We start from the raw sequence: 25,407 nt of genomic DNA on the forward strand, positions 1-25,407 counted from the left end.
GGCCGTCGGCCTGATCAGGCGTGTGCGATCCGGAGCAATTCGGCCACGCTGGCCAGCTTGACGCGAGGCCGGCCGACCGACTGCCCGGCGGTGCGCTCATGCGCGTCGATCAGCTGCCAGTGTTCGCCGGTGACCAGCTTCGGCTGATGTTCCACCAGCCATTCGGCCAGCTCGATGCTGTACTCGGAGCCCCGCTCGTTCACTCCGGCGGCCCGAAGATCCTCCAGCAACGTGTCGACGGTGTCCTGGGAGTCCTTCTTGTTGCTGCCGATGACACCGGACGGGCCCCGTTTGATCCAACCGACCACGTACTCGTTGCGGCTGCCCTCGATACGTCCGTCGGTGTGCGGAATCGTTCCGGAACGATCGTCGAACGGCAGTCCTGGCGTCGGCACGCCGCGGTACCCGACCGCCCGCACCACCAGCTGGACCGGAAGCTCCTCGCGTTCGCCGGTGTCCTTCGCCACCACGCGCCCGTCGGCATCGCGGACAAGTTCGTTGCGGCCCAACACGATCGACTCGACCCGATCCTCGCCCCGCAATTCGACGGGCGAGGTGCAGAAGCGGAACACGATGCGCCGCTTGGCTTCTCGTGGTTGCTCGTCGACATATTTCCGGAGCACCTTGATGTTCTGCTTGACGGTCTTGCTCGCGGTCTCCAGGTCGGCGTCCGTGATTCCGTCGAAGTCGGCCGGGTCGAGAATGACATCCACATCGCCCAACGCCTCGAGATCGCCGAGCTCGCGCAATTCCAGGGTGGTGAACGTCGCCTGCAGCGGTCCGCGGCGTCCGATCACGACCACCTCTTCCACCCCTCGGGTGTCCAACGAGGCCAGCGCGTGGTCGGCGATATCGGTGTTGGCCAGCGCCTCTGGGTCGCTGACCAGGATGCGCGCCACGTCCAGCGCGACGTTGCCGTTGCCGACGACCACGGCCCGTCCGCCGGCGAGGTTGGGTGCCATGCCGTCGAAGTGGGGATGGGCGTTGTACCAGCCGACGAAATCCACCGCGGCCACGCTGCCGGGCAATTCTTCACCGGGAATGTGCAGCGCCCGGTCGGATTGCGCGCCGACGGCATAGACCACCGCGTCGTAACGTTCCGCCAATTCGGCCGGCGTGACGTGCTCGCCCACCTTGATGTTGCCGAAGAACCGGAACCGGGCATCGGCGGCGGTCTTGTCGAACTGCGCGCTGATGGACTTGATCTTCGGATGGTCCGGCGCCACGCCCGAACGCACCAGACCCCACGGAGTGGGCAGCATCTCGAGCATGTCGACGCGCACGTCGCGATCGGAGTCGGGTGAATCGGCGAACTTCAGTAACGATGCGGCAGCAAAGAATCCGGAGGGGCCGGAGCCGACGATCGCTACATGATATGGGCGCATACGCCTGCCTTCTTACGAGCTCGAAAAGCCGTCACGTACCCGCCCAGGGCTGCCGGGACGGGTACCAACCGACTTTAAACACAGAACGTCCGTGCTGCCGCGAGTCGGAGAGAACTGCCGCCGAAATGCCGCCGGGTACCCTGAACATTCGTGGATCCAGACCGCCAAGCCGCCGTAGCCGCACTCGACACCACCCTGACGACCGTGGAGCGAGTGCTCGACATCGATGGCCTGCGCCAGCGGATCGACATGCTCGAGCAGCAGGCCTCCGATCCGAAGCTCTGGGACGACCAGTCGCGGGCGCAGAAAGTCACCAGTGAGCTCTCGCATGCGCAGAGCGAGCTGCGCCGGGTTCAGGAACTCCGCCAGCGTGTCGAGGACCTGCCGGTGCTGTTCGAACTCGCCGCCGAGGAGGAGGGGGCAGAAGGTTCCGACGCCCTCGCCGAGGCCGACGCCGAGCTCGCGAAGCTTCGCGAAGAGATCGAGACCCTTGAGGTCCGCACCCTGCTCTCGGGTGAGTACGACGAGCGCGAAGCCGTCGTCACGATCCGCTCCGGCGCCGGAGGCGTCGACGCCGCGGACTGGGCCGAGATGCTGATGCGGATGTATGTCCGGTGGGCTGAGAAGCACGATTACCCGGTCGAGGTGTTCGACACGTCATATGCCGAGGAAGCCGGGATCAAGAGCGCGACCTTCGCCGTGCACGCCCCGTTCGCCTACGGCACGCTCTCGGTCGAGCAGGGCACTCACCGGCTGGTGCGCATCAGCCCGTTCGACAACCAGAGCCGGCGTCAGACGTCGTTCGCCGACGTCGAGGTGCTCCCCGTCGTGGAAACCACCGACCACATCGAGATTCCCGAAGGGGATCTGCGCGTCGACGTATACCGCTCCAGCGGTCCCGGCGGGCAGTCGGTGAACACCACCGACTCGGCCGTCCGACTCACGCACATCCCGACCGGCATCGTGGTGACCTGTCAGAACGAGAAGTCGCAGCTGCAGAACAAGGTCGCGGCGATGCGGGTCCTGCAGGCACGGCTCCTCGAACGCAAGCGCCTGGAGGAGCGGGCCGAGATGGACGCGCTCAAGGGCGATGGTGGCAGCTCCTGGGGTAACCAGATGCGGTCCTACGTTTTGCACCCCTACCAGATGGTGAAGGACCTGCGCACCGAGTACGAGGTCGGCAACCCGGCCACCGTGCTGGACGGGGACATCGACGGATTCCTGGAAGCGGGGATCAGATGGCGCAACAGAAAAGACGATGACGACTGATAGACGATGACTGATACCGTGCTCGCCTTCCCCCTCGCCGACCGCTGGCACGACTTCTGGCACGGCGAGATCGGCGTGTGGATCCTGACCACCGGACTGCACATCGCCCTGCTGCTGATCGGCGGCCTGTTGGCGGCCCGGTTCATCAACTGGGCCGCACAACGCGTGGTGCGCCGGATCGACGCTGAATACCAGGAGAGCGACCAGCTGGTGCGCTCCGAGAGCGCCAAGCACCGCCAGGCCGTCGCCTCGGTCATCTCCTGGGTGTCGGTGGCGGTGCTGTTCATCATCGTGCTGGTCGAGGTCACCGATGCGCTCGCGGTGCCCATCGCGTCTCTGGTCGCCCCGGCCGCAGTGCTCGGTGCCGCCCTCGGTTTCGGCGCCCAGCGCATCGTGCAGGACCTGCTTGCCGGCTTCTTCATCATCACCGAGAAGCAGTACGGCTTCGGGGATCTCGTCAGGTTGACGATCGCCGCGGCCAACGAGGCGGAGGGCACGGTCGAGGACGTCACGCTCCGGGTCACCAAGCTGCGGTCCTCCGAAGGTGAGATGTTCACCGTGCCCAACGGACAGATCGTCAAATCGCTGAACCTGTCCAAGGACTGGGCGCGCGCCGTCGTCGACATTCCCGTATCGGTGAGTGCCGACCTCAACGTGGTCAACGATGTCCTCAACGATGTCGCCGAGAAGGCCGCCGAAGATGGGGAGTTGTCCAAGCTGCTGCTCGACAAGCCGCAGCTGATGGGTGTGGAGAGCATCGGAGTCGACACCGTCAACCTGCGGATGGTGGCACGCACCCTGCCGGGCAAACAGTTCGACGTGGGCAGGCGGCTGCGGGTTCGGGTGGTGCGCGCACTCCGGCGTGCCGGGGTGGTGACATCGTCGGACGGGTCGATCGCCGCGGCCGGCGACGTCATGCATCCGGCTGCCGTCGCCGAGACGGTCGCGGCGCCCCCGGCATCGACGCAGGAGCCGAAGAAGTGAAACTCGACTTCAGCCGGGTGGTCGACGCCGCGGAGAAATTGTGGCGCAGCCGGGTGGGCCGGCTCCGCACGTCGACCGTGGTGCTGCTCGTCGCGTTCATCGCGCTGTCGTGGGTGCAACAGGAGTACCGGCCCAAGCAGGCCGCGCCGCAGTCGCCCGACACCCAGGTGGTGCCGCCCGGGTTCGTGCCCGATCCCGAGTACACGTGGGTGCCGCGTACGAAGCTGCAGACGCCACGCACGACGACGCCGACCGAGACGCCGGAGACGACCGAGACCACGACTCCGACCACCACGACGCCGACCGAGGTGCCGGAGACGACCGAGACCACCAGCAGTCCTGCCACGACGACGCCGCCGTCGGGGGCTCCGCGCACGACGGTGATCGATCCGGACGGTCCCGGACTGCTTCCGCCGATCACGTTGCCGGTGTTCCCCGCACCTGCCCCTGCCCCGCCGGTCGAGCAGCAGCAACCCGGCCCGGAGCCGGTCGCACCGACATTGCCGCGATAGCCTGACCAGCCGGATGCTGTCGCCCCGCTACACTGGCGTGCCGTGATGATCACCCTCGACCACGTGACGAAGCACTACAAGTCTTCGGCGCGTCCAGCGCTCGACGACGTCTCGTTGAAAATCGACAAGGGTGAGTTCGTCTTCCTGATCGGCCCGTCGGGTTCGGGCAAGTCGACGTTCATGCGGCTGCTTCTGGCGGCCGAGACGCCCACCTCCGGTGACATCCGGGTCTCCAAGTTCCACGTCAACAAGCTGGCCGGCCGGCACGTGCCGAACCTGCGTCAGGTCATCGGTTGCGTCTTCCAGGACTTCCGGCTGCTGCAGCAGAAGTCCGTGTTCGAGAACGTGGCGTTCGCCCTCGAGGTGATCGGCAAGCGCGGCGAGGTGATCAACCGGGTGGTCCCGGATGTGCTGGAGATGGTCGGGCTGTCCGGCAAGGCCAACCGGTTGCCGAGCGAACTCTCCGGTGGCGAGCAGCAGCGTGTCGCCATCGCGCGGGCCTTCGTCAACCGCCCGCTGGTCCTGATCGCCGACGAGCCAACCGGCAACTTGGATCCCGAGACCAGCAAGGACATCATGGATCTGCTGGAACGGATCAACCGCACCGGAACCACGGTGCTGATGGCCACCCACGACCATCACATCGTCGACTCCATGCGCCAGCGGGTCGTCGAACTCGAACTCGGCCGGCTGATCCGTGATGAGCAGCGCGGCGTCTACGGAATGGATCGCTAAGTGCGCTTCGGCTTTCTTGTCAATGAAGTTCTGACCGGGCTTCGTCGCAACGTCACGATGACGGTGGCGATGATCCTGACCACCGCGATCTCGATCGGGTTGTTCGGTGGCGGTCTGTTGGTGGTGCGGCTGGCCGACCAGTCCCGTGACATCTATCTGGACCGTGTCGAGAGCCAGGTGTTCCTGACCGACGACATCTCCGCCAACGATCCGACCTGCGACGCAGATGCGTGCAAGGCGCTGTATCGCATGATCGACGACCGCGATGACGTGCGTTCGCTGAGCTTCCTCAACCGCGACCAGGCCTACGACGACGCGATCAAGAAGTTCCCGCAGTACAAGGATGTCGCGGGCAAGGATGCGTTCCCGGCGTCGTTCATCGTCAAGCTCAACGACCCCGAGCAGCACGAGGCGTTCGACAAGGCGATGCAGGGCCAGCCCGGTGTGCTGAACGTGCTGAACCAGAAGGACCTCATCGACCGATTGTTCGCCGTGCTCGACGGGCTCAGTAGCGTCGCGTTCGCGGTGGCCCTGGTGCAGGCGATCGGTGCGGTGCTGTTGATCGCCAACATGGTCCAGGTCGCCGCGTACACGCGGCGCACCGAGATCGGCATCATGCGTCTGGTCGGCGCAACCCGCTGGTACACCCAGCTGCCGTTCCTGGTGGAAGCCATGATCGCGGCCCTGATCGGTGTGGTGATCGCGATCGTCGGGCTCATCGTGGTGCGAGCGGTGTTCCTGGAGAAGGCGCTCGACCAGTTTTATCAGTCGAATTTGATCGCCAGGGTCGACTACGCTGACGTGCTCTACTTCAGCGCACCGTGGATGCTGTTCCTCGGCCTGGCGATGTCCGGCATCACCGCGTACGTGACGCTGCGGCTCTACATACGAAGGTAGTTGTGAAATCGCCGTGACCAAGAAGTCCAGCCCTGCCGGCAATAAGCAGATTGTGGCCAGCAATCGCAAGGCACGGCACAACTACTCGATTCTCGATACCTATGAGGCCGGCATCGCGCTGATGGGCACCGAGGTCAAGAGTCTGCGCGAAGGCCAGGCGTCATTGGCCGACGCGTTCGCCACCGTCGACGACGGCGAGATCTGGCTGCGCAACGTGCACATCGCGGAGTATCACCACGGCACCTGGACCAACCACGCGCCACGGCGTAACCGCAAGCTGCTGTTGCACCGCAGGGAGATCGACAACCTGATCGGCAAGATCCGCGACGGCAACCTGACGCTGGTGCCGCTGTCGATGTACTTCTCCGACGGCAAGGTCAAGGTCGAACTGGCGCTGGCCCGCGGTAAGCAGGCCCATGACAAACGTCAGGACCTGGCCAAACGGGATGCCGACCGCGAGATCACCCGCGAGCTGGGCCGCCGCGCCAAGGGCATGTCCTGAGCACGTTCGGCGGTCGCGAGCGACTCGAAAACGCCGCGGAATAATGACTTGGCATCGGTAGTTGGGTCTGACGTACCATTGACTGTCCTGCCGAAAGTCGGCAGGGATGCGAGGGGCTGATCGGTTTCGACTTCGCGCATCGAATCAAGGGAAGCGTGCCGGTGCAGGCAAGAGACCACCGTAAGCGTCGTTGCAACCAATTAAGCGCCGATTCCAATCAGCGCGACTACGCACTCGCTGCCTAAGCGACTGCGTGTCTGTCAGACCGGGAGCGCCCTCGGCCCGGACCCTGGCATCAGCTAGAGGGACCCACCCATGGGTTCGGTCGCGGAATCCATGGGGACATCAAACAGCGACTGGGATCGTCATCTCGGCTTGTTCGCGTGACTGAGAGATCCGAGTAGAGACAAAGCGAACTGCGCACGGAGAAGCCTCGAGGAAGTGCCGTAGGACCCGGGTTCAATTCCCGGCAGCTCCACCAAAAGATGCAGGTCAGGGATCTAATCCCTGGCCTGTTTTCTTTTGCCGTTACCCGGCGTCCTGCGAGGCTCGGTAGTCCGCCCCGGCGAGGATGTTCATTCTCCCTAGATACGGGTTAGGTTGAGGCATGTTCTCTCGCCGCATACACAGCCCTGGGAAGGGCAGTGCGCGGTCAGGTGGTCGCTGGGTCGGGCTTGGCGCTGCTGCACTTCTCACCTCTGGCATCCCGCTCGTGGGGCTCACGGCGCCGCCGGTGGCGTCTGCCGCCGATTGCGCGGACGCCGAGGTAGTTTTCGCCCGTGGCACCGATGAGCCGGCCGGTATGGGTCGGGTCGGCGATGCCTTCGTCGACTCGCTGCGTAAGCAGGCGGCCGGCATGAACATCACCAGCTATGGGGTGAACTACAAGGCCAGCAAGCTGCAGCTACACGGTGGTGACGGCGCCAAGGACGCGATCTCCCACATCAAGTCCACGCTGTCGTCGTGCCCGGACACCAAGATCGTGCTGGGTGGCTACTCGCAGGGTGCGAGCGTGATCAACATCGTCGCCGGTAACCCGCTCGGTGGCATCACCTGGGGCGATTCGCTCCCGCCTCAGTACGCGGACAACGTCGTGGCGATCACCACCTTCGGCGACGTGGGCACCCGCACCAAGCAATCGATATCAACCCAGAGCGCACTGTTCGGCTCGAAGGCGATCGACCTGTGTAACCCGATGGATCCGATTTGTCACGAGGGCCAGGGCAACGAATGGAGTGGACACACCGAGGGCTACGTCCCCGTGTACACCACCCAGGCGGCGGCTTTCGCCGCATCCAAGCTGCTCGCGGGGTCCGGTGAGGCGGTGCCGGGGTACGGGCCGGCCCTGCCGGATTACGGGTATGGCCCCGCGGTCCCGGGCTACGGCCCGACATCACCCGGCTACGGTCCGACGCCGCCGGGTTATGGGCCCACTCCGGGGTATGACCCCAACACTTCCCTGCACGGTCCGCAACCGGGGTATGGCCCCGACGCGCCTGCGTACAGCCCCGAGACACCCGGATACGGACAGCAGCCACCCGGTTCTGGCCCGGCGACACCCGGTCCGACCTCGTCGCCCTCCGAAATCGGATGGGTCTGAGCGGTTTCAGACCGCTGACTGCGACGGAAGCGAGATCGCGATCTCGGTGCCGCGGGCATCGTGAACGTCCAATACGCCACCGAGGGCCAGCACCTTGGCGCGAATCGACGCGAACCCGATGTGCCCGGTTTCGACGCTCAGCGCGAGACGCTCCGGTTCGATGCCCACGCCGTCGTCGGCGACGCACAGCGTGGCGCGGCCGTTCGATCGTTGCAGGGTGAACCGCAGGTTGTCGGCCTTGGCATGTTTGATCGCGTTCGTCGAGAACTCCCGCGCCGCGCTGTAGAGCAGGTGGTCGGCGTCGGTGCGCAAGTCGTCGGGCCAATCGTAGAAGTCCAGGTGGACGGCAAGGTCGGTGCGCGCCGCGATGCCGTCGGCCAGTGCGGCGATGGCGGCCCTGAGCCCGGCGCGGGCAAGCACTTCGGGATGCAGTTCACGGACCACGTCGCGTAGCAGTCTGGAGCACTCGCCGAGCGCCATATCGACCCGGTCCATCGATTCGGCGGATCCTTCTCGTACCTCTTCCATCTCCCGGCGTGATGCCAGGACATACTGCAGCGCTCCGTCGTGCAGCCGTTCGGACAGCGTCTGTCTTTCGCGCTTCTCGAGGATGACGATCTCCTCGAGAAGGTGACTACGTTCCTGCGCCAACCCCGCGATCGTTCGCTCTTTTGCCTGCTGGATCCACGACAGCGTGACCGACCCCGCGGCCAACCCGAACAAGATGCCGGTTGTCGTGAGAATCGAACCCCACGGCTCATCTCCGTTGGCCGTCTGGTTCACCCACAGGACAACGACGTATGCGGCGACGGTGGGGACGGCGATCACCGTACTCACGAACGGATCGAGCTGAGCGGCCGCGATCAGTGGGATCAGAAACAGTCCGTAGTGGAGCACATCGGAGGTCCAGGTGTTCGGCGAGCTGAGGCCTGATTCCACCGAAAGTATCGACACCACAGCGACATCCGCGAACAACATGAGCAGCGCGACCGAGCGCCGGGCCTCGATCCCGGCCTGATCGGACAGCCGCAACGCCCACAAGCCCCAACCTGCGATCGCTGCGATGTAGCCGATCCAGACCAGCCCGTAGGGCCAGCGGTACGTTTCGGGCGGTTGCAGGAACAACGCGAAGAAGATGAATGCCGCCAACAGGACCCGCAGGGCGAATTGCAGCAGCAGCCCGCGAAAAGCCGCGCCCTGGGAGCGTCGCTCCAAAGCCGTTGCCGCCGCGCGCCTGACCATTCTCGACTCCCGCCAACAGCAGGGTTCGGCAGGAGTATAGGGCGATTCGATCGTGTCCTGAGGCGGGTTGATGAGTTTCCCCACCCGGCCTGCGATCATGGATAGCGGTCCCTGCGACGAAACGGGGGAGTTGATCGACGTGTTCTCTGCGCAGCGCGAGTTTTCGGCATACGGCCCGTCGCACCTGGTCGTGTTGGCGGTGTTCGTCACCGCTGCCGTGCTTCTGGTCATGATCGGCCGTCGGCAGACCGAGCAGCAGGCCCGCATCGTGAGCCGTGTCCTGGCCGTTCTGCTGATCGCGGCATTCGTCGTGGCCCTGACGTACAAACTCGTAGACCCCACGATCGACACATCGGTACCACTGCAGCTGTGTGACCTCGCCGAACTGGCCGCCGCGTATGCCTTGTGGTCGCAACGGCATTGGGCCTTCGTGCTCACCTACTACTGGGGCCTGGTCCTGAGCTCACAGGCATTGATCACACCGGACATCGGTACGCCGAAGGACGGTGCTCCGGACTTTCCCCACCACCTGTTCGTCACCTTCTTCACACTTCACGTGCTCGTGGTGCTGGCGGCCATCTATCTCACGTGGGGGCGTGGCATGCGACCGCGGTGGCGCGACTACCGCTTGGCGGTCGTCGCGACCCTGGCTTGGGCGGCAGCCACCTTCACCTTCAACGTGGTCACGGGAACCAACTACGGCTATCTCAACCGGAAGCCTCCCACCGCGTCGCTGCTGGACGTGTTGGGCCCGTGGCCCGTGTATCTGCTGGCGGAGGTGGCCATCGTGCTCATCGTGTGGGCGCTGATGACCTGGCCGTGGGAACGGGCGCGGCGCCACGTGACCGCCGCCGCGCGGGAACTGTGAAATTGCTGTCAGTTGACGGGCAAAGTGATTATTGACACGGACACTTTGACGGGCTAGGTATATTACGCGCGTTCGCGAATGTGTATCGCTTGCGACCTGTCCCACCGGGCGACAGTGGCCTTATCGAAGGGGCGGGTTGTGCAGACCAAGGCATCACCTATGTGCGCAGGCGCGCGATGAGCCGTCACGGCGACGGCACGCGCAACGGGTCGGGCCTCGCCCGGTTCATCCGCAGGCTGGCCGTGCCCATCGTGCTCGGCTGGGTGGCCTTGACCATCCTGACGAACACGCTGGTCCCACCGCTTGAGAAGGTCGGCGAGGAGAACACCGTCGGGCTGAGCGCCAGAGACGCGCCCGCGATGATCGCCATGCGCAAGATCGGCAGCGACTTCCAGGAGTTCGATTCGGACAGCACCGCCATGGTGGTGCTGGAGGGCGAGGCGCCCCTGGGCGACGACGCGCACCATTATTACGACGGCATCGTCGACAAGCTCGAAGCCGACACCGCCCACGTGCAGCACGTTGCCGACTTCTGGGGCGACCCGCTGACGGCCTCGGGCGCACAGAGCAACGACGGCAAGTCCGCTTACGTCCAGGTGTACCTGCGCGGGAACCAGGGCGAAACGCTGGCGAACGAATCGGTGGCCGCGGTACGTGACATCGTCGGGCAGTCGTCGCCTCCGGCCGGCATCAAGGTGTACGTGACCGGCGGGGCACCGCTGGTTTCCGATCAGCACCATGCCGGCGACAAGAGCGTCGCCCGTGTCACCGCCATCACGCTTGTGGTGATCGCGGTGATGCTGCTGATCGTCTACCGGTCGATCGCCACCATGATCCTGGTGCTGCTCATGGTGTTCATGGAGCTCGGCGCGGCTCGCGGCATCGTGGCGTTCCTGGCCCACACCGGAGTGATCGGCCTGTCCACCTTCGCGGTCAACCTCCTGACGTTGATGGTCATCGCGGCGGGGACCGACTATGCGATATTCGCGATCGGTCGCTATCAAGAAGCACGGGGCGCCGGCGAAGACCGGGAAACCGCGTATTACACGATGTTCCGCGGCACCTCGCATGTGGTGCTCGGTTCCGGTATGACGATTGCCGGCGCGATGCTGTGCCTGAGCTTCACCCGCCTGCCGTATTTCCAGACCATGGGTGTGCCGTGTGCGGTGGGCACGTTCGTCGCGGTCATCGCTGCGTTGACGATGGGCCCCGCGGTCATCGTGATCGGCAGCCGGTTCGGACGTTTCGAGCCCAAGCGCAGCATCCGGTCGCGGGGCTGGCGCCGCGTCGGCATCGCGGTGGTGCGGTGGCCCGGCCCGATCCTGGCTGCGACACTGGGCCTGGCGCTCGTCGGCCTGCTCACGCTGCCGGGTTACAAGACCAATTACGACGCCCGGAAATATCTGCCGTCAGATCTGCCGGCCAATCTCGGATATGCCGCTGCTGAAAGGCATTTCAGCGCTGCCCGGATGAACCCCGAACTGCTGATGATCGAGGCCGACCACGACCTGCGGAACCCCGCGGACTTTCTGATCATCGACAGGATCGCAAAGGGCGTGGTCCGGGTACCCGGCATCTCCCGGGTGCAGGCCATCACCCGGCCCAACGGTCGCCCCATCGAGCACACCAGCATTCCGTTCCTGCTCAGTCGGCAGGGCACCACCAACACGATGAACCGGAAGTACCAGCAGGACCGGATGGCCGACATGCTGGTCCAGGCCGACGAGATGCAGAAGACCATCGACACGATGGAACAGATGTCGCGCCTGACCCAGCAGATGGCCGACACCACGCACTCGATGGTGGCCAAGACCAAGGTCATGACCCTCGACATCGCCGAATTGCGCAACAACATCGGTGATTTCGACGATTGGCTGCGTCCACTGCGCAATTACTTCTACTGGGAGCCGCACTGCGCCGACATCCCGGTGTGCTGGTCGCTCCGGTCGATCTTCGACACCCTCGACGGGATCGACGCGCTGACCGATGATGTCCAGGAACTGGTGCCGGAGCTGGAGCGGTTGGACACGCTGATGCCGCAGTTGGTCGCCTTGATGCCGCAGCAGATCGAGTCCATGAAAACCATGAAGACGATGATGCTGACGCAGCAGGCGACGCAGGCCGGTCAACAGGATCAGATGGCCGCCATGCAGGAGAATTCGACGGCCATGGGCAAGGCCTTCGACGAGGCCCGCAATGACGATACGTTCTACCTTCCGCCGGAAGCCTTCGACAACAAGGACTTCAAGCGGGGCATGAAGAACTTCATCTCACCCGACGGAAAGTCGGTGCGGTTCATCATCAGTCACGAGGGCGATCCCGCGACGCCCGAGGGGGTCAACCATGTCGACCCCATCAAGTTGGCGGCCAAGGAAGCCCTCAAGGGCACCCCGCTGGAAGGTTCCAAGATCTACCTGGCCGGCACCGCGGCCACCTACAAGGACATGCGGGACGGGTCCTTCTACGATCTGCTGATCGCCGGAATCGCCGCGGTGTCACTGATTTTCATCATCATGCTGCTCATCACACGCAGTGTGGTCGCGGCAGCGGTGATCGTCGGTACGGTCCTGTTGTCCCTCGGCGCGTCATTCGGATTGTCCGTGCTCGTCTGGCAGCACCTCCTCGGCCTCGAATTGCACTGGATGGTGTTGGCGATGTCGGTGATCCTGCTGTTGGCGGTCGGTTCCGACTACAACCTGTTGCTGGTGTCGCGCTTCAAGGAAGAACTGTCCGGTGGCCTGAAAACCGGCATCATCCGGGCGATGGCGGGAACCGGTTCGGTGGTGACCTCGGCGGGTCTGGTGTTCGCGTTCACCATGGCGTCCTTCGCGTTCAGCGATCTCAAGGTCATGGCGCAGGTCGGTACCACCATCGCGCTCGGCCTGCTGTTCGACACTCTCATCGTGCGGTCGTTCATGACCCCCGCCATCGCCGCGATGCTCGGGCGCTGGTTCTGGTGGCCGCAGGCGATCCAGTCGGCGGCGTCCAAGCGGCGCCTGGATGCGCTCCGGGGGGAGCGCACATACAAAGCTTCTGCACAGCTCTGACTTAATAAGCAGGACTAACCTAATTGGCGGAAGTCGGGAAAGATCGGCTTCCGCTGACTCTGGACCGACGGGGCGATCCACAGTCTGGGTTCTGCTAGTCAGAGGGGTTTCGAAGATGTTCAAGTCCATCGCCATCAGCGCCGCAGCGGCTGGCGCACTGGGCCTGGCCGCGCTCGGAATCGGCACGGGTGTGGCCAATGCCGCCCCCGCGCCGGTCGCCGGGTCGGGAGTCGGTTGGGCCGAGCACCCCGGGTGGGGCCACGGCCCCGGCCCGTGGGTCCCGCCGCCCCCGCCGCCTCCCGCGTATGGAGCAGGTTGGGGCTATGGCGGCTATGGTCCGCCGTCGATCTGTGCCACCGGGCCGTTCCGGCTGGTGCAGGTATGTAGCTGACCGGCAAACGGAAACTGCCCATGTGTGAGCTGAAAGCGCTCACACATGGGCAGTTTCGTTCAACTACTTCTTGTTGCCCCCAGGCCGCGGAGGTGGCGGCGGCTTGGCTTTCGTGGTCGGCTCGAATTTGCCGCCCTTTTTCGGATCGAATGTTCCTGCCATGGTGATCCCTCTCGCTCGTTTCGATAGTTCCACCACTGTCCACCGTAACCACGATGGCAAGGCCCGGCGTGGCGAACGGCGATGAACAGCTGAGAGTTCCGTGTGAACCACGCAGGTGCCCATGGCTTTCGCGTCGGATCGCAGCGACGAGGCCCACGAGAATCAGGATGAGCAGAAGTTAGCCGACCAGGACAGGCCACCGCGGTGACGGATGGGAAAACGACACGCCGCATCGGTTGCGACACGGTCACGGGACGGTACCTTTCAGTGCATCAGCGGTCACATCGGCAACATTGATCACTAACGTCACATCAGCCAACTGTGACGTCATGTCGACGTCCCTGCATTGGGAAGGTGTGACATGTCGCGACGTCCTCGAGGTACTTCGACGATGGCAGCGGCCGCCGCAATCGGACTCGTCGTCGCCGTCGGCGTGGCGCCCTCGGCATCGGCCGAACCCTGCGAAGGCGCCGCCGCGGCCGCCCAACCACTCCCGAACCAAGCCTTCCAGATCCCGAAACCCTCCAGGCTGGCCCCGCTCAACCGCCCGATCGGGCACATGCCCGTGGGCGCGAATGACCGGGCGCCGCTGCCCAAAATCGGGCAGTTGCCACTCGCCATCCTCAAGGCGCTGATCCCGAACACCGGGCAGGTCAGGCAGAAGGCGGCAGTTGTGCCCGCACCCAATCCGGGTGGCGCCCAACCTGTCCCGAATGTGGCGCAGCCTGCTCCGGCGCCCGTCGACCCTGCTCCGGCTCCCGCGGCGCAACCGGCGCCGGGGCCGCCGCCCGGCACGTCGATCGTCGGATGGGTGACCGGTCCGGACAGTCCCAATCAGACGATCAAGCGCTTCGCCATCACCGGAACCGACCTCGGAATCATGTGGGACAACGGAGATCCGGTGAACCGCCAGGTACTGATGGCCTTCGGCGACACCAACGGATACTGCGGCATTCCCGGCAAGCAGTGGCGGTACAACGCGTTGTTCCGCAGCACCGACGGTTCGCTTTCGCGCACCGTCGCCGTGCCCGACGGCGTGGTCGCCAACAAGTATTCGGGTTCGCCGGTGTGGCGCCAGGGTATCTCCAAGCAGATCATCAACAGCATCGGCCGGGCCCCGGAGGAGACCGGGATCATCCCGACAGCGGGAATCTCGGTCGGGCGCAACCAGTATCTGAACTTCATGTCGATCCGGAACTGGGACAGCCCGGGGGCATGGTCGACCAATTTCTCGGCGATCGCGATGTCGCCGGACAACGGCGAGAACTGGGGTGTCTACCCGGGGACGATCCGCCCGCCCGGCGGAGGCAACGAGAACTTCCAGATGGGCGCATTCCTCAAGCCCGGCCCCGGTGATCCCTACATCTACACCTTCGGCACCCCCAACGGACGCGGCGGCTCGGCGTACCTGGCACGGGTGGCTCCGGGTCTCATCCCGGATCTGACGAAATACGAATACTGGAATGCCGACAACAACGCCTGGGTGCCGGCCAATCCCGGCGCCGCGACCCCGGTGATCCCGGGACCGGTGAGCGAGATGTCGGCTCAGTACAACACGTATCTCAAGCAGTATCTGGTGCTGTACGGCAACGGGGCCAACGACGTGGTGATGCGGACCGCCCCAGCCCCGCAGGGCCCGTGGGGGCCCGAGCAGTTGATCGCGCCCTCGTCGCAGATCCCCGGCGGCATCTACGCGCCGTATCTGCATCCGTGGTCGACGGGCAAGGAGCTGTATTACAACCTGTCGCTGTGGTCGGCCTACAACGTCATGTTGATGAAGACCGTGCTGCCCTGACCCGGTCGTCGGCCCGCGCCAGCGGAGCCAGCATCGCGTCGAGGCCGTATTCGAACACCGCGTCGTAGTCGGTGGGGGACTGCAGTGCCGCTACCAGCGCCTGATCGGGCCAGTCGGCAGTCCACAGTGACGGGTCCTCCTCTTGGTGTTGAGGGCCGCGCACAGCCGAGAACAGCATGACCGCAGAGGCGGTCACGTGTACCTGGACGGCTCGTAACACCAGTGCGGCGTGCGTGCCGGTGACGCCCGCCTCGGCGAGCTCGGCGGCAAGCTTCTGCTGGACCGGCAGGAACAACATCGGCGTGCGGTCCCGCTCATGGGCGATCGCCAGCAGGTGCTGGCGGCGGATCAGCAGGCTGCGCTGGTTGCGGGCGAGCGAGGCGATCCGATCCAAAGGGGTGTCGCCCTCCATCGGCAGTCCGGCCATCTCGGTCAGCAGGCGGTCGACCAAACTGTCGAAGAGCGCGTCACGGCCACCGATGTGCCAGTAGATCGACGTCACGGCCACGCCGATGCGCTCGGCGAGTACCCGCATCGAGAATGCTTCCACCCCATCGGTTTCGATGAGGCAGGCCGCCGCGTCGAGAATGACGTCGGCGTTGACCGCTTTGGACTTCGGCGTCATCCGCCGACTTCGGCTTCGGACATGCGCTCGGATTCGGGGAGGTCGAGATAGCGCTCAAGGTTGCGGTGCATGTTGATGATTCTGCGCTCCTCGCCGGACAGGACCAGATGGGTGAACCCGGGCTGGTGCATTCCCCGCTGCAGTCCGGTGAGCACGGCGATGTCCTGGCTCATCACCACGCCCGGGTGGGCCTCCTCGGCACGCATCCGGACGTCGGTCGGGCTGAGGCGCGGTGCTTGCGGCGGCATGCGGGTCATCAGTGTCATCACCAGTTGCCCTCGGTCAGGATCGGGCGCGGGCAGCGACGTCATCACCGTCAGATGGTCGGCACTGGTCAGCAGGGTGAGGTTGGGGAAGATGTTGTACTGGTGCAGGCGCATCACCTGATCGGTGTCGGCCCAGCCGATGTCGACCCCGCGTCCGGCCGCGAATTCCTTGATCTGCGTGGCGATCACGTCGGCCACCGTCTGGCCGGGAGACTGCCGGTCGCCGGGAAATGGTGTGCCTTCGGCGACGCCCATCAATGGGCCCTGCGTGCATACGTAGGCGTCCCATACCTCTTCGTCGCTCAGCGCGCCGGCCAGTCGCGGGCTCGGAACTCCGTATAGGGATTCGGATTTTCCTGTGTGGCCCCAGATCTTCTGTGGTGCGTACACGTCATCCATGCACCGGTGTAGTTCGGGATGCAGGGTCTGGACGTGATAGGTCTCGCTGTAGCCGTCGGCGATGGTCTTCCAGTTGGCGTCGACGTCGATGGTCATCGTGGCGTAGCACCGGAAGTCGCCGAGCCCGCACCAGCCGATGTCGTCGGGGACGGCCTCCAGGTAGTCGGCCAGCGGCATGGCCGACATGTCGAGGTTGACGAAGACCAGCCGCTCCCAGGTGTCGACCTGGACCGGCGCCAGTGGGAACTCGGACATGCGCACGGTGCCGAAGCCTTTGCGGTTCGGGATCCGCTTGAGCGCTCCGGCCAGATCCCAGGTCCAGCCGTGGTAGCCACATTTCAGCTCCCGCAGCGCAGATCCGGCGCCGGTGCACAGCGCGTTGCCCCGATGGCGGCAGGCATTCTGGAAGGCGCGCAACGCGCCGTCGTCGGCACGGACGATCAGCACCGAGTAGGGGCCGCAACGGTATTCGAAGTAGTCGCCGGGCTCGGCCACGTGATCCACCGTGCACGCCGCCTGCCACACGCGCGGCCACATACGTTCCATTTCCAGCCGGGCGAACGTCGGTGAGATGTAGCGCTCGGCCGGTACCAGGGTGGGACCCGCCGGCGGGTCGCCGATCGCGTCGACCCTTCGCGGGTTCTCGGTGTGCGTCGAACTCAGAGCCATGGATGCCTCCCGCTGTGAAGATCGAAAAACTCGGCACGGCAGTTCTGTAACGGTGTTACATTGCCACCGTAGCGGCCTGCACGCCTCAAGGGAGCAAAACGTGTTCGATCTGAAAATCACCGGCGGCACTGTCGTCGACGGCACCGGTGCGGACCGGTTCACCGCCGATGTCGCGATCAAGGACGGCAAGATCGTCGAGGTACATCGGCGTGGTCCGAGCGACCCCGCACTGGCCGGTGATGCGGCCGAAACCATCGATGCCACCGGCAGAATCGTGGCACCCGGATTCGTCGACATCCATACCCACTACGACGGACAGGTGAGCTGGGACGCCGTGCTCGAACCGTCCAGCAATCACGGCGTGACGACCGTGGTGGCGGGTAACTGTGGCGTCGGATTCGCGCCGGTGCGGCCCGGCCAGGAGGAGTGGTTGATCTCCTTGATGGAGGGCGTCGAGGACATCCCCGGCACGGCTCTGACCGAGGGCATCACCTGGGGCTGGGAAACCTTCGGCGAGTATCTGGACGTGATCGGACAGCGCGAGCTCGCCGTCGACATGGGAACCCAGATTGCCCATGGTGCGGTTCGGGCGTACGCGATGGGGGAGCGCGGTGCCCGCAACCAACCGGCGGACCCTGACGACATCAAGGCCATGGCGAAACTCGTGCAGGAGGCCATCGAGGCTGGGGCGCTTGGTTTTTCGTCGTCGCGCACCATTGCGCACACCGCGATGGACGGCGAGCCGGTGCCCGGGACCTATGCCGCCGAGGACGAGTTGTTCGCTTTGGGCCGGGCCGCGGCGGCCGGTGGAGCAGCGGTGTTCGAGCTCGCTCCGCAGGGCGCGGCGGGCGAGGACATCGTCGCCCCCAAGAAGGAACTCGACTGGATGCGCCGTCTCGGCGAGGAGATCGACTGTGCCCTGAGTTTCGCGCTGATCCAGGTCGACGCCGACCCCAATTTGTGGCGTGAGCAGCTCGATCTGTCGGCGGCCGCGCACCAGGCAGGCAGCCGGTTGTACCCGCAGGTGGCGGCCCGGCCGTTCGGCATGTTGCTGGGCTTCCCCGGCCACCACGCCTTCACCCACCGTCCGACTTATCGGCGCCTGCAAGCGGAATGCACCCGTGAGGAGCTCGCCGAGCGGCTCGCGGAACCGAAGGTGCGTGCCTCGATCCTGGCCGAGGAAGACCTGCCGATCGACCCGAACAAGCTGTTCGACGGCATGTTCATGCTGGCGCAGCATGCGGCAAATCGGCTGTACCACATCGGGGAACCGCCGGACTACGAGCCGACCGTCGAGCGCACCGTCGCGGCGATCGCCGAGCAGCGCGGCGTGGACCCGTTGGCGGCGATGTACGACCTGATGCTCGAAGCGAATGCCGGTGCCATGCTGATGTACCCGATGTTCAACTACTCCGACGGCAATCACGATGCGATCCGCGAGATGCTCACCCATCCGGCCGGCGTGCTCGGCCTGTCCGACGGCGGTGCGCACTGCAGCATGATCTGCGATGCCTCATACCCCACGTTCCTGCTGACGCACTGGGCCCGTGACCGTCACCGCGGCGAGAAGCTGCCGTTGGAGTACGTCATCCGCAAGCAGTCGCACGACACCGCTCAGCTCTACGGGATGTCGGACCGCGGCGTGATCAGCGTGGGCAAGAAGGCCGACGTCAACGTCATCGACCTCGACGCCCTGACCTTGCATGCGCCCAGGATGGCCTACGACCTGCCCGCGGGCGGAAAGCGGTTGGTGCAGGGCGCAAGTGGTTACGATGCGACGATTGTCAGCGGGACGGTGACCCGCCGTCACGGTGTCGACACCGGGGCCCGTCCGGGCCGGCTGGTGCGCGGGACCCGCTGATCGGCAGAATATTTCGTCATGGCGGATTTCCGATACGATCCGCGTCAGCGTCCGGCGCAACCTCAGGCGCCGGCTGCTGACGCTTTCACCATCCACACTGCCGTTGTCGCCCAGGGTGTTTCGCTGGCATTCGTCCGCGAGGGTGTCGGCGGTGTACCACTTCTGCTGGTGCACGGCTATCCCGAGACCAAGCGAATCTGGTGGCGCAACATCGAGTCCCTGGCCGCGGCCGGTTTCGAGGTCATCGTCCCGGACCTGCGCGGTATGGGGGACAGCGCGATTCCGTCCGATGACCAGCACGACATCGTCACCTACTCCCGCGATCTGTATGCGTTGGTGCATGACCAACTGGGGCACGAGTCGTGCCTGATCGCCGCGAGTGATGTCGGGGCGGTCGTCAGCACCGATCTGATTCACCGGTTTCCCGGATTCGTCACGGGTTTCTGTGTTTTCAACACCGTGCCGCCCATGGCCGTCGACTATTCGGGAATCGGCACGCAGCACCCGGCTTCGGTAAGAGGTGCGGCCGATCCCACCGCCGATTACCGCTGGATGCAGGGCGCGTTCCCCGACGACCTCGCCGCGATGCTGCCCACACCCGAAGCGCGCAGGCAGTGGGTCGCGGCGATGTACTCCAATCGGTTGTGGGGTTCGGCCTACGCATTCACGCAATCCGACGTGGATTTCATGACCGAGCCGTTCGCTGACGAGGCACGGCTACGCGCGGGCTGGGCGTCCTACCAACTCGCCTACGGCCGCGCCATGTCCGAGATACCGCTGATGGATGCGGTCGAGGTGCCGACGTTGGTGCTGTACGGCCCCGACGATCATGTGGTCGGCGAGGATTTCGTTCCCCGCACCGAGCGGGCGTTTCTCAATCGGATTGGGCCACTGGTGGTTCCGGGTGCCGGTCACTTCCTGCAGTGGGAGCGCGCCGACATCTTCAACCGGCTGGTCCCGGCGGTGTTCGGCGATGTCATCGCGAATCATCGGCGGGCTGAGCAAGGATCGACCCGCCCAGCCAGCGTCTGACGAAGCGCCGCAGCTCCTCGGGACCACGCGTTGGTTCGTTCGGCGCGACGAAGAACGACAGCATGGTGCGCAACGTGAACTCGACCAGGTCCCGCAGCGATGATTCGTCGTATCCGTACTTCTCCCAGTCGACGTCGAAGCGCGTGATCATCCGCATGCCGAAGGCCTGCCCCTCGTCCGAGGCGACATTGACCGAGCTGGCGGCGGCATGCGGCCCGGACAGCATGATGCGCAGGTGCGGCGTGCGGGCGACCTCCTCCAGGGTGAACATGACGCCTTCGGTCATCGCCTCGGCCGGATCGGTGATGCCGCGCACGCTCTCGGCGAGCCGATCGAGAAATCCGTCGACCGTGGCGATGGCCGCCGCGTGCATCAGCGATTCGGCGGTGGGGAAGTAGCGGTACACGGTCTGGCGGATGACGCCGAGCGAAGCCGCGACGTCGGCGATGCTGATGCTGGTGCCCGTCTCGGCGATCAACTGCACGGCCGCGGCGACGATACGTTCGGAGGCTTCGTCGTCGCTGCTGGGCGGCCGCCCGTCCCACCCGCGCCTACGCGCCATGGTCCCGACTCCTGGCCACCGACATCCATGCAGGATATCGCCCCCAGCGTTGACGGGCCGCGTCCGCGTGTAGTAATCATACAACTAAGGCGTTCTTTGTATGATTGCTCGGACAAGCGAGGTGGCATCGATGACGGATCTGATCGTGCGCAAGATGAGGTTCGCGTTCGCGGACCACCGCGTCCCGTTCTTGTGGAACGAGGCCAACCCGGCGTTCTCGTCGATGGCCAACGCGGTGTCGTTCCTCGCCATCGCATTCGAGAAGATGATCGGCCACATGATCACCGAGGCCATGCCGTTCATCACCGATCCGGCTGTGGCCGAGGAGGCGCAGGCCTTCGTCCGGCAGGAAGGCCAGCACGCGATGGCCCACCGCCAGCACGCCAAGGGCCTGATCAAGACATACCCCGGCCTCAAGGAAACCCTCGACGAGGTGGTCAAGGCGTTCGACGATCTGACGGCCGAGACGCCGCTGAAGTACCGGCTGGCCTACACCGCCGATCTGGAGGCGACGTTCACTCCGGTGTTCAAGCTGATGCTCGACCATGACGACACGCTGTTCGCTCCCGGCGATGACCGGGTGGCGTCACTGTTCCTGTGGCACTTCGTCGAAGAGGTCGAGCACCGCAGCTCGGCCCTGATCATCTACGACGCCGTGGCGGACGACCCGTGGTACCGCATGCGCGTCGCGCCGTCGATCTTCAAACACGTGTGGGCCGTGCTCAAGGTGGCCTGCGAAGGCTTCAACAAGCATGTTCCGCTGGAGGAACGCCAGATCGACGCGATGTCGATGTTCGGCATGCAGGCGCGTAAAAAGGCTCTGCTGCAAAAGCTTCCGTTCACCAAGACGCCGTACGACGGGCCGGTGGCCAACGCCTTTGCCCACCTGCCGGTGCGCGAGATGCTGACCGCCCTGTCCGGTGTGGTGCGCAGTCAGGTCCCGGGCCACAATCCGGCCCACGAGAAGCTGCCGGCATTGGCCGACGAGTGGTTCCAGCGTTACGAGGACGGCTACGAGGTCACCCAGTGGTACACCGCCGACAAGGCCCCGACCCAGAGGGTGGATACCGCCGATGTCTGATCTGTGTACCCCGACATTCTCGGGTTTGGCTCAGCGCCTGGGCTTTTCGTGTGACACCGCCGGCGGGCTTGTCGAGTTCCGTAACCCGTTCGGGCTGGAGAACTGGACGTTGCCGGTGCTCGAGATCACCGTGATCGTCGGCGCGGTGCTGGCCCTGGTGTACGCGATCGTGCGGCTGCGTCGGCACAACGATCCCACCAACCTGGTGCTGTGGTTCGGCGCCATCGCCTACCTGCTGATCATCGAGCCGCCGCTGTATTTCCCCGGCGCGTTCGGGATCAGCGAACACGTCGACACGATGTTCGCGCACAACGTGTTCACCGTCGACTTCCTGTGGGGCCGGCTGCCGCTCTACATCGTGGCGATCTACCCGATGATGGCCACGGTCGCCTACGAGATCGTCCGCATGCTGGGGGTGTTCCGCCGGCGCGGTGTCCTGGTGGGCGCGATCTGTGTCGGCTTCGTCCACCACGCGTTCTACGAGATCTTCGATCACCTCGGGCCACAGCTGCGGTGGTGGGAGTGGACACTCGACCATCCGATGAACCAACCGTTCTTCGATTCGGTGCCCCTGCCGAGCGTGGTGGTGTTCGCCGCGCTGTGGCCGATGTCGTTGGCCTTCTGTGTGCAGCTGTTCGTCGGACGCCACGTGCAGGACGGCAAGACGTTCAGCGGGCCGCAGCTCGTGGGCCGCACCATCGTCGTCGGTGTATTGGCGTCGATCGGAACCGCGATCCTGCCCCTGCCCGCCACACTGGCCACGTCGATCTCGGGCAGCACGACCGTCGGGGGCGTCGTGTACGCCGCCGAACTCGTGGTGCTCACCCTCGTGGCGATTCCGGTGCTGTTCGGCCAATGGTCGAGCCTGCGCAAAGACCGCGACCCGGCGACCGTGCGCTACGCGAACCCGCTCATCCTGCGCTACGCCACGGTCTACCTGGCGGTCATGACCGTCCTGTGGCTCACGGCGCTGCCGGCCTACTTCGGGGCGGTCGACGGAGTCACCGCCGATGGCGATCCCACCGGCAGCCTGCTCTACACCGTGATCTGCGTGGTGATCGCCGGACTGTCGATTGCCGCGGCGGCCACCGTGAATCCCGCCGACCTGCAACAACAGCCCGAATCGGTGCCTTCGGGTGCCGCAGGCAACCAGGAATGAGGAGCGAACCCACAGGCGCGGCGCACCGCTGAGCGCCCGGGCGATGAGGCAGAATGCGGAGGTGCCGACACCGCCGCAACGCCCCGGCGACCCCGGCCGGCAAGGCCGCGGTCCCGTGCCGCCTCCTGACCCGGCCACTCGGCGGCTGCCCCGCCCGGGACGACCCGAGGCGCCCACCGAGCAGATCCGGGCCCGCCAACAGCCTCCCGAGGCGGCAACTCAGAAGATCATGCGGCCGCCCCCACCCGTGGCTCCTCGGGCGGCGGGACCGCCGCCGCAGCAACCGCCCGCCGGCCCCAGGGCCACCGCTCCCGAGCCGGCCAAGCCGCCGTCACGGTGGCGCAGTCCGCAGGCGATCATCCTCATCGCCGTCGTGGCCGTGGCAGTTGTGGTGATCGGCTTGACCGGCGCCGAACTGTACGCCCGGCACAAGGCCGGCTCGGTACTCGTGGCGGTCGCCGAATGCGTTGTGGAGGACAGTGCCTCGGTCTCGTTCGGGGTCAATCCACCGTTCCTGTGGCAGCACGTCAACGGCCACTACACCAACATCTCGGTGAAGACCGGCGGCAAGCAGGTGCAGGCCGCGAAGGGGATGACGGCGGATGTGGCGCTGTCCGACATCCGGCTCCAGGGCACCGACGATTCCAAAGGCACCATCGGATCACTGAGCGCGACACTGAGCTGGACATCGGCCGGTATCAAGGACACCGTGGCCGAGAACCTGCCCGGGGTCGGCGCGCTGGTCTCCGACGTGAGTACCGATCCAGCCGCGGGCACCATCACCCTGCAGGCCGTAGGGGACACCAAGGTGACGGCGAAGCCGGTGGTGGACAACGGAAATCTGGATCTGCAGGTCACCGACGTCAGCGGCCCGTTCGAGAAAGACACCGTGCAGGCCGCGCTCGACGGACTCACCGCGAAGCTGAACGACGCCTACCCGCTGGGCATCCACGCCGACAGCGTCGCCGTGACCGACACCGGCGTGGTGGGCAAGTTCTCCAGCCAGAACGCGTCCATTCCCAATGACGAATCCGACGACGCCTGCTTCTCCAAGCTGTGAGCATGAGCCGAACCGCGGCGGCAGCCGCGCTCATCCTCGCGGCACTGACCATGGTGCCGATCGCACAGGCCGAGCCTCCCAGCTCGTTGCTACCGCTGGTCGATGCCGCCGCGCAGCGCCTGCAGACCGCGGACCCGGTGGCCGCCAACAAGTTCCGCACCGGTGGGCCGATCGAGGATCCGCGCCGCGAGCAACAGGTCATCGATGCCACCAGGGCGGAAGCCGTCGGCCGCCAGATCGACCCGGCCTATGTGAGCGACGTGTTCCGTGATCAGATCGACGCGACCGTCGCCGTGGAGTACGGCCTGTTTTCGCAATGGAAGCTGGATCCCGCGACCGCTCCGGTGACGGCGCCAGACCTCGCCGCATCCAGGTCGACGATAGACCAGCTCAACCACACGATCGTGAACGAGATCGCCGACCGATGGCCCGCCTTGCACTCGCAGGCCTGTCAGGCTGACCGGGCGAACGCCGTCGAAGCGGTGGCCACGGCGCGAGATCTGGACCCGCTGTACCGCCGGGCGCTGGACTACGCCACCAGGTCCTACTGCCGTTGAGCGCGGCAGCGCCGCGGTATTGACGTTTCTGTAGACACACCGCGGGTACTCCTGGCGCCAGGAGGTTCGGAAATGCCTACATGGAGTTGGATCGTCATCGCTGTGGTTGTCGTGGTCATCGTGCTGCTCGCGGTGATCGTGGGCGCGTCGATGATGCGTCAGAAGCGCAGTGAACGGCTCAGGGAACAGTTCGGCCCGGAGTATGAGCACGCCGTCGAATCCGCAGGTGACCAGCGTGCGGCGGAGCGGGAGCTCATCGCGCGCAAACGGAAGCACGACAAGCTGGACATCGCCGAGTTGACGCCGGGATCCCGGGCGCGATACGTCGAGGCGTGGGGAGTGACTCAGGCCGGATTCGTCGACAACCCGGCGAAGTCGGTCAGCGAAGCCGATCGTCTGGTCACCGAGGTGATGCGCGAACGCGGTTACCCGGTAGACGATTTCGAGCAACGCGCGGCGGACATCTCGGTCGACCATCCCAAGGTGGTCGAGCACTACCGTGCCGCGCACATCCTGCACCTTGCTCAGGAGCAGGGCGAGATCGGCACGGAGGCCCAGCGTGAGGCGATAGTGCACTATCGCGCGCTCTTCGAGCAGTTGGTCGGGGCCGGGCACGGGGCGCGGGACGAACAGGAAACCCAGGCTGAACACGAGACCCAGCCTGAACACGAAACCGGGTCTGAGCGCGACGCCGGGAAACATGAGGCCCGTACGAACGACGCGGGTACGGATTCGCCGAAGGAGGCG

The 25,407-nt window shown here is 65.4% G+C and carries 22 protein-coding genes, 1 other RNA gene and 1 pseudogene; 19 read left to right on the top strand and 5 right to left on the bottom strand.

Features of this window, described 5'->3' with window-relative positions:
- Positions 1–14: 14 nt before the first annotated feature.
- Entirely contained in the window at positions 15–1,385 is a 1,371-nt protein-coding gene (locus tag H977_RS0103945) for an FAD-dependent oxidoreductase (RefSeq protein WP_029106639.1), read from the bottom strand.
- A gap of 150 nt (positions 1,386–1,535) precedes the next feature.
- Between H977_RS0103945 and prfB the strand changes: the two genes are divergently transcribed.
- The 8 genes from prfB to H977_RS32460 all read left to right on the top strand — a co-directional run bounded on the left by prfB (position 1,536) and on the right by H977_RS32460 (position 7,884).
- The gene (prfB, locus tag H977_RS0103950; protein ID WP_029106640.1) at positions 1,536–2,654 is read left to right on the top strand and encodes a peptide chain release factor 2; all 1,119 of its coding nucleotides are present in this window, start codon (positions 1,536–1,538) and stop codon (positions 2,652–2,654) included.
- Between the two features lie 6 nt (positions 2,655–2,660).
- Complete coding sequence (locus tag H977_RS0103955; RefSeq protein WP_029106641.1) at positions 2,661–3,638, top strand: mechanosensitive ion channel family protein; 978 nt, start codon at positions 2,661–2,663, stop codon at positions 3,636–3,638.
- On the top strand, positions 3,635–4,150 hold the full coding sequence (locus H977_RS0103960; RefSeq protein ID WP_029106642.1) for an Rv3103c family proline-rich protein: 516 nt from the start codon (positions 3,635–3,637) through the stop codon (positions 4,148–4,150). The genes H977_RS0103955 and H977_RS0103960 overlap by 4 nt, the downstream gene beginning before the upstream one ends.
- 45 nt (positions 4,151–4,195) lie before the next feature.
- A complete protein-coding gene (gene ftsE, locus H977_RS0103965) occupies positions 4,196–4,885 on the top strand; it encodes a cell division ATP-binding protein FtsE (RefSeq protein ID WP_029106643.1) in 690 nt (229 codons plus the stop codon).
- The gene (gene ftsX, locus H977_RS0103970; RefSeq protein WP_029106644.1) at positions 4,886–5,782 is read left to right on the top strand and encodes a permease-like cell division protein FtsX; all 897 of its coding nucleotides are present in this window, start codon (positions 4,886–4,888) and stop codon (positions 5,780–5,782) included.
- A gap of 13 nt (positions 5,783–5,795) precedes the next feature.
- Complete coding sequence (gene smpB, locus H977_RS0103975) at positions 5,796–6,284, top strand: SsrA-binding protein SmpB (protein ID WP_029106645.1); 489 nt, start codon at positions 5,796–5,798, stop codon at positions 6,282–6,284.
- A gap of 112 nt (positions 6,285–6,396) precedes the next feature.
- Positions 6,397–6,765: a transfer-messenger RNA gene (gene ssrA, locus H977_RS34660) on the top strand.
- Positions 6,766–6,891: 126 nt separating this feature from the next.
- Positions 6,892–7,884 (top strand): cutinase family protein, encoded by a 993-nt coding sequence (locus tag H977_RS32460; protein WP_051288613.1) that lies wholly within the window; start codon positions 6,892–6,894, stop codon positions 7,882–7,884.
- A 6-nt stretch (positions 7,885–7,890) separates the two neighbouring features.
- On the opposite strand, the gene H977_RS0103985 is transcribed toward H977_RS32460, so the two are convergent.
- On the bottom strand, positions 7,891–9,126 hold the full coding sequence (locus H977_RS0103985) for a sensor histidine kinase (protein ID WP_029106646.1): 1,236 nt from the start codon (positions 9,124–9,126) through the stop codon (positions 7,891–7,893).
- Positions 9,127–9,223: 97 nt separating this feature from the next.
- Between H977_RS0103985 and H977_RS0103990 the strand changes: the two genes are divergently transcribed.
- From H977_RS0103990 to H977_RS0104010, 4 genes are all read left to right on the top strand, one after another.
- Positions 9,224–9,994, top strand: a complete 771-nt coding sequence (locus H977_RS0103990; RefSeq protein WP_502691134.1) for a YwaF family protein — start codon at positions 9,224–9,226, stop codon at positions 9,992–9,994.
- Between the two features lie 176 nt (positions 9,995–10,170).
- Positions 10,171–13,041 carry an MMPL/RND family transporter gene (locus tag H977_RS0103995; RefSeq protein ID WP_029106648.1) on the top strand — a complete coding sequence of 957 codons (2,871 nt, stop codon included), beginning with the start codon at positions 10,171–10,173 and terminating at the stop codon, positions 13,039–13,041.
- A 115-nt stretch (positions 13,042–13,156) separates the two neighbouring features.
- The gene (locus H977_RS32465) at positions 13,157–13,432 is read left to right on the top strand and encodes a hypothetical protein (protein WP_036474858.1); all 276 of its coding nucleotides are present in this window, start codon (positions 13,157–13,159) and stop codon (positions 13,430–13,432) included.
- A gap of 553 nt (positions 13,433–13,985) precedes the next feature.
- On the top strand, positions 13,986–15,389 hold the full coding sequence (locus H977_RS0104010) for a glycoside hydrolase family 183 protein (protein WP_081681593.1): 1,404 nt from the start codon (positions 13,986–13,988) through the stop codon (positions 15,387–15,389).
- Here H977_RS0104010 and H977_RS0104015 read toward each other — a convergent pair.
- Together H977_RS0104015 and H977_RS0104020 are read right to left on the bottom strand one after the other, a co-directional pair.
- The gene (locus H977_RS0104015; RefSeq protein ID WP_029106650.1) at positions 15,361–16,014 is read right to left on the bottom strand and encodes a TetR/AcrR family transcriptional regulator; all 654 of its coding nucleotides are present in this window, start codon (positions 16,012–16,014) and stop codon (positions 15,361–15,363) included. The genes H977_RS0104010 and H977_RS0104015 overlap by 29 nt on opposite strands.
- The gene (locus H977_RS0104020; RefSeq protein ID WP_029106651.1) at positions 16,011–17,348 is read right to left on the bottom strand and encodes an aromatic ring-hydroxylating oxygenase subunit alpha; all 1,338 of its coding nucleotides are present in this window, start codon (positions 17,346–17,348) and stop codon (positions 16,011–16,013) included. Before H977_RS0104020 ends, H977_RS0104015 begins: the two co-directional genes overlap by 4 nt.
- 100 nt (positions 17,349–17,448) lie before the next feature.
- Here H977_RS0104020 and H977_RS0104025 point away from each other — a divergent pair, with 100 nt between their 5' ends.
- Both H977_RS0104025 and H977_RS0104030 read left to right on the top strand, forming a co-directional pair.
- A complete protein-coding gene (locus H977_RS0104025; protein ID WP_029106652.1) occupies positions 17,449–19,209 on the top strand; it encodes an N-acyl-D-amino-acid deacylase family protein in 1,761 nt (586 codons plus the stop codon).
- An 18-nt stretch (positions 19,210–19,227) separates the two neighbouring features.
- Positions 19,228–20,241: an alpha/beta fold hydrolase gene (locus H977_RS0104030; RefSeq protein ID WP_029106653.1), complete on the top strand. Its 1,014-nt coding sequence runs from the start codon at positions 19,228–19,230 to the stop codon at positions 20,239–20,241.
- On the opposite strand, the gene H977_RS0104035 is transcribed toward H977_RS0104030, so the two are convergent.
- On the bottom strand, positions 20,186–20,803 hold the full coding sequence (locus H977_RS0104035) for a TetR/AcrR family transcriptional regulator (protein ID WP_029106654.1): 618 nt from the start codon (positions 20,801–20,803) through the stop codon (positions 20,186–20,188). The two genes, H977_RS0104030 and H977_RS0104035, sit on opposite strands and share 56 nt — an antisense overlap.
- 130 nt (positions 20,804–20,933) lie before the next feature.
- On the opposite strand from H977_RS0104035, the gene H977_RS0104040 reads away from it, so the two are divergent.
- The 5 genes and pseudogenes from H977_RS0104040 to H977_RS32475 all read left to right on the top strand — a co-directional run.
- Positions 20,934–21,884, top strand: a complete 951-nt coding sequence (locus H977_RS0104040) for a metal-dependent hydrolase (protein WP_029106655.1) — start codon at positions 20,934–20,936, stop codon at positions 21,882–21,884.
- On the top strand, positions 21,877–23,043 hold the full coding sequence (locus tag H977_RS32470; protein WP_036474861.1) for a DUF7802 domain-containing protein: 1,167 nt from the start codon (positions 21,877–21,879) through the stop codon (positions 23,041–23,043). Before H977_RS0104040 ends, H977_RS32470 begins: the two co-directional genes overlap by 8 nt.
- A gap of 61 nt (positions 23,044–23,104) precedes the next feature.
- Positions 23,105–24,103, top strand: a complete 999-nt coding sequence (locus H977_RS0104050; RefSeq protein WP_231395858.1) for an LmeA family phospholipid-binding protein — start codon at positions 23,105–23,107, stop codon at positions 24,101–24,103.
- A gap of 2 nt (positions 24,104–24,105) precedes the next feature.
- Entirely contained in the window at positions 24,106–24,660 is a 555-nt protein-coding gene (locus H977_RS0104055) for a chorismate mutase (protein WP_029106657.1), read from the top strand.
- Positions 24,661–24,732: 72 nt separating this feature from the next.
- Positions 24,733–25,266: pseudogene (locus tag H977_RS32475) on the top strand (hypothetical protein); the annotation flags it as partial.
- Positions 25,267–25,407: the final 141 nt, after the last annotated feature.

Origin of the sequence: Mycobacterium sp. URHD0025 (assembly GCF_000426065.1) — a bacterium.
Classification (GTDB): Bacteria; Actinomycetota; Actinomycetes; order Mycobacteriales; family Mycobacteriaceae; genus Mycobacterium.

What these genes read in the sequence shown, in the direction of transcription:
- H977_RS0104030 (WP_029106653.1), top strand. Translation starts at nt 19,228, where the DNA reads ATGGCGGATTTCCGATACGATCCGCGTCAGCGTCCGGCGCAACCTCAG.
- H977_RS0104020 (WP_029106651.1), bottom strand. Translation starts at nt 17,348, where the DNA reads ATGGCTCTGAGTTCGACGCACACCGAGAACCCGCGAAGGGTCGACGCG.
- H977_RS0103995 (WP_029106648.1), top strand. Translation starts at nt 10,171, where the DNA reads ATGAGCCGTCACGGCGACGGCACGCGCAACGGGTCGGGCCTCGCCCGG.
- H977_RS0103955 (WP_029106641.1), top strand. Translation starts at nt 2,661, where the DNA reads ATGACTGATACCGTGCTCGCCTTCCCCCTCGCCGACCGCTGGCACGAC.
- ftsE (WP_029106643.1), top strand. Translation starts at nt 4,196, where the DNA reads ATGATCACCCTCGACCACGTGACGAAGCACTACAAGTCTTCGGCGCGT.
- H977_RS32460 (WP_051288613.1), top strand. Translation starts at nt 6,892, where the DNA reads ATGTTCTCTCGCCGCATACACAGCCCTGGGAAGGGCAGTGCGCGGTCA.
- H977_RS0104055 (WP_029106657.1), top strand. Translation starts at nt 24,106, where the DNA reads ATGAGCCGAACCGCGGCGGCAGCCGCGCTCATCCTCGCGGCACTGACC.
- H977_RS0104015 (WP_029106650.1), bottom strand. Translation starts at nt 16,014, where the DNA reads ATGACGCCGAAGTCCAAAGCGGTCAACGCCGACGTCATTCTCGACGCG.
- H977_RS0103990 (WP_502691134.1), top strand. Translation starts at nt 9,224, where the DNA reads ATGGATAGCGGTCCCTGCGACGAAACGGGGGAGTTGATCGACGTGTTC.
- H977_RS0104035 (WP_029106654.1), bottom strand. Translation starts at nt 20,803, where the DNA reads ATGGCGCGTAGGCGCGGGTGGGACGGGCGGCCGCCCAGCAGCGACGAC.
- H977_RS0104040 (WP_029106655.1), top strand. Translation starts at nt 20,934, where the DNA reads ATGACGGATCTGATCGTGCGCAAGATGAGGTTCGCGTTCGCGGACCAC.
- H977_RS32465 (WP_036474858.1), top strand. Translation starts at nt 13,157, where the DNA reads ATGTTCAAGTCCATCGCCATCAGCGCCGCAGCGGCTGGCGCACTGGGC.
- H977_RS0103945 (WP_029106639.1), bottom strand. Translation starts at nt 1,385, where the DNA reads ATGCGCCCATATCATGTAGCGATCGTCGGCTCCGGCCCCTCCGGATTC.
- H977_RS0104010 (WP_081681593.1), top strand. Translation starts at nt 13,986, where the DNA reads ATGGCAGCGGCCGCCGCAATCGGACTCGTCGTCGCCGTCGGCGTGGCG.
- H977_RS0103985 (WP_029106646.1), bottom strand. Translation starts at nt 9,126, where the DNA reads ATGGTCAGGCGCGCGGCGGCAACGGCTTTGGAGCGACGCTCCCAGGGC.
- H977_RS32470 (WP_036474861.1), top strand. Translation starts at nt 21,877, where the DNA reads ATGTCTGATCTGTGTACCCCGACATTCTCGGGTTTGGCTCAGCGCCTG.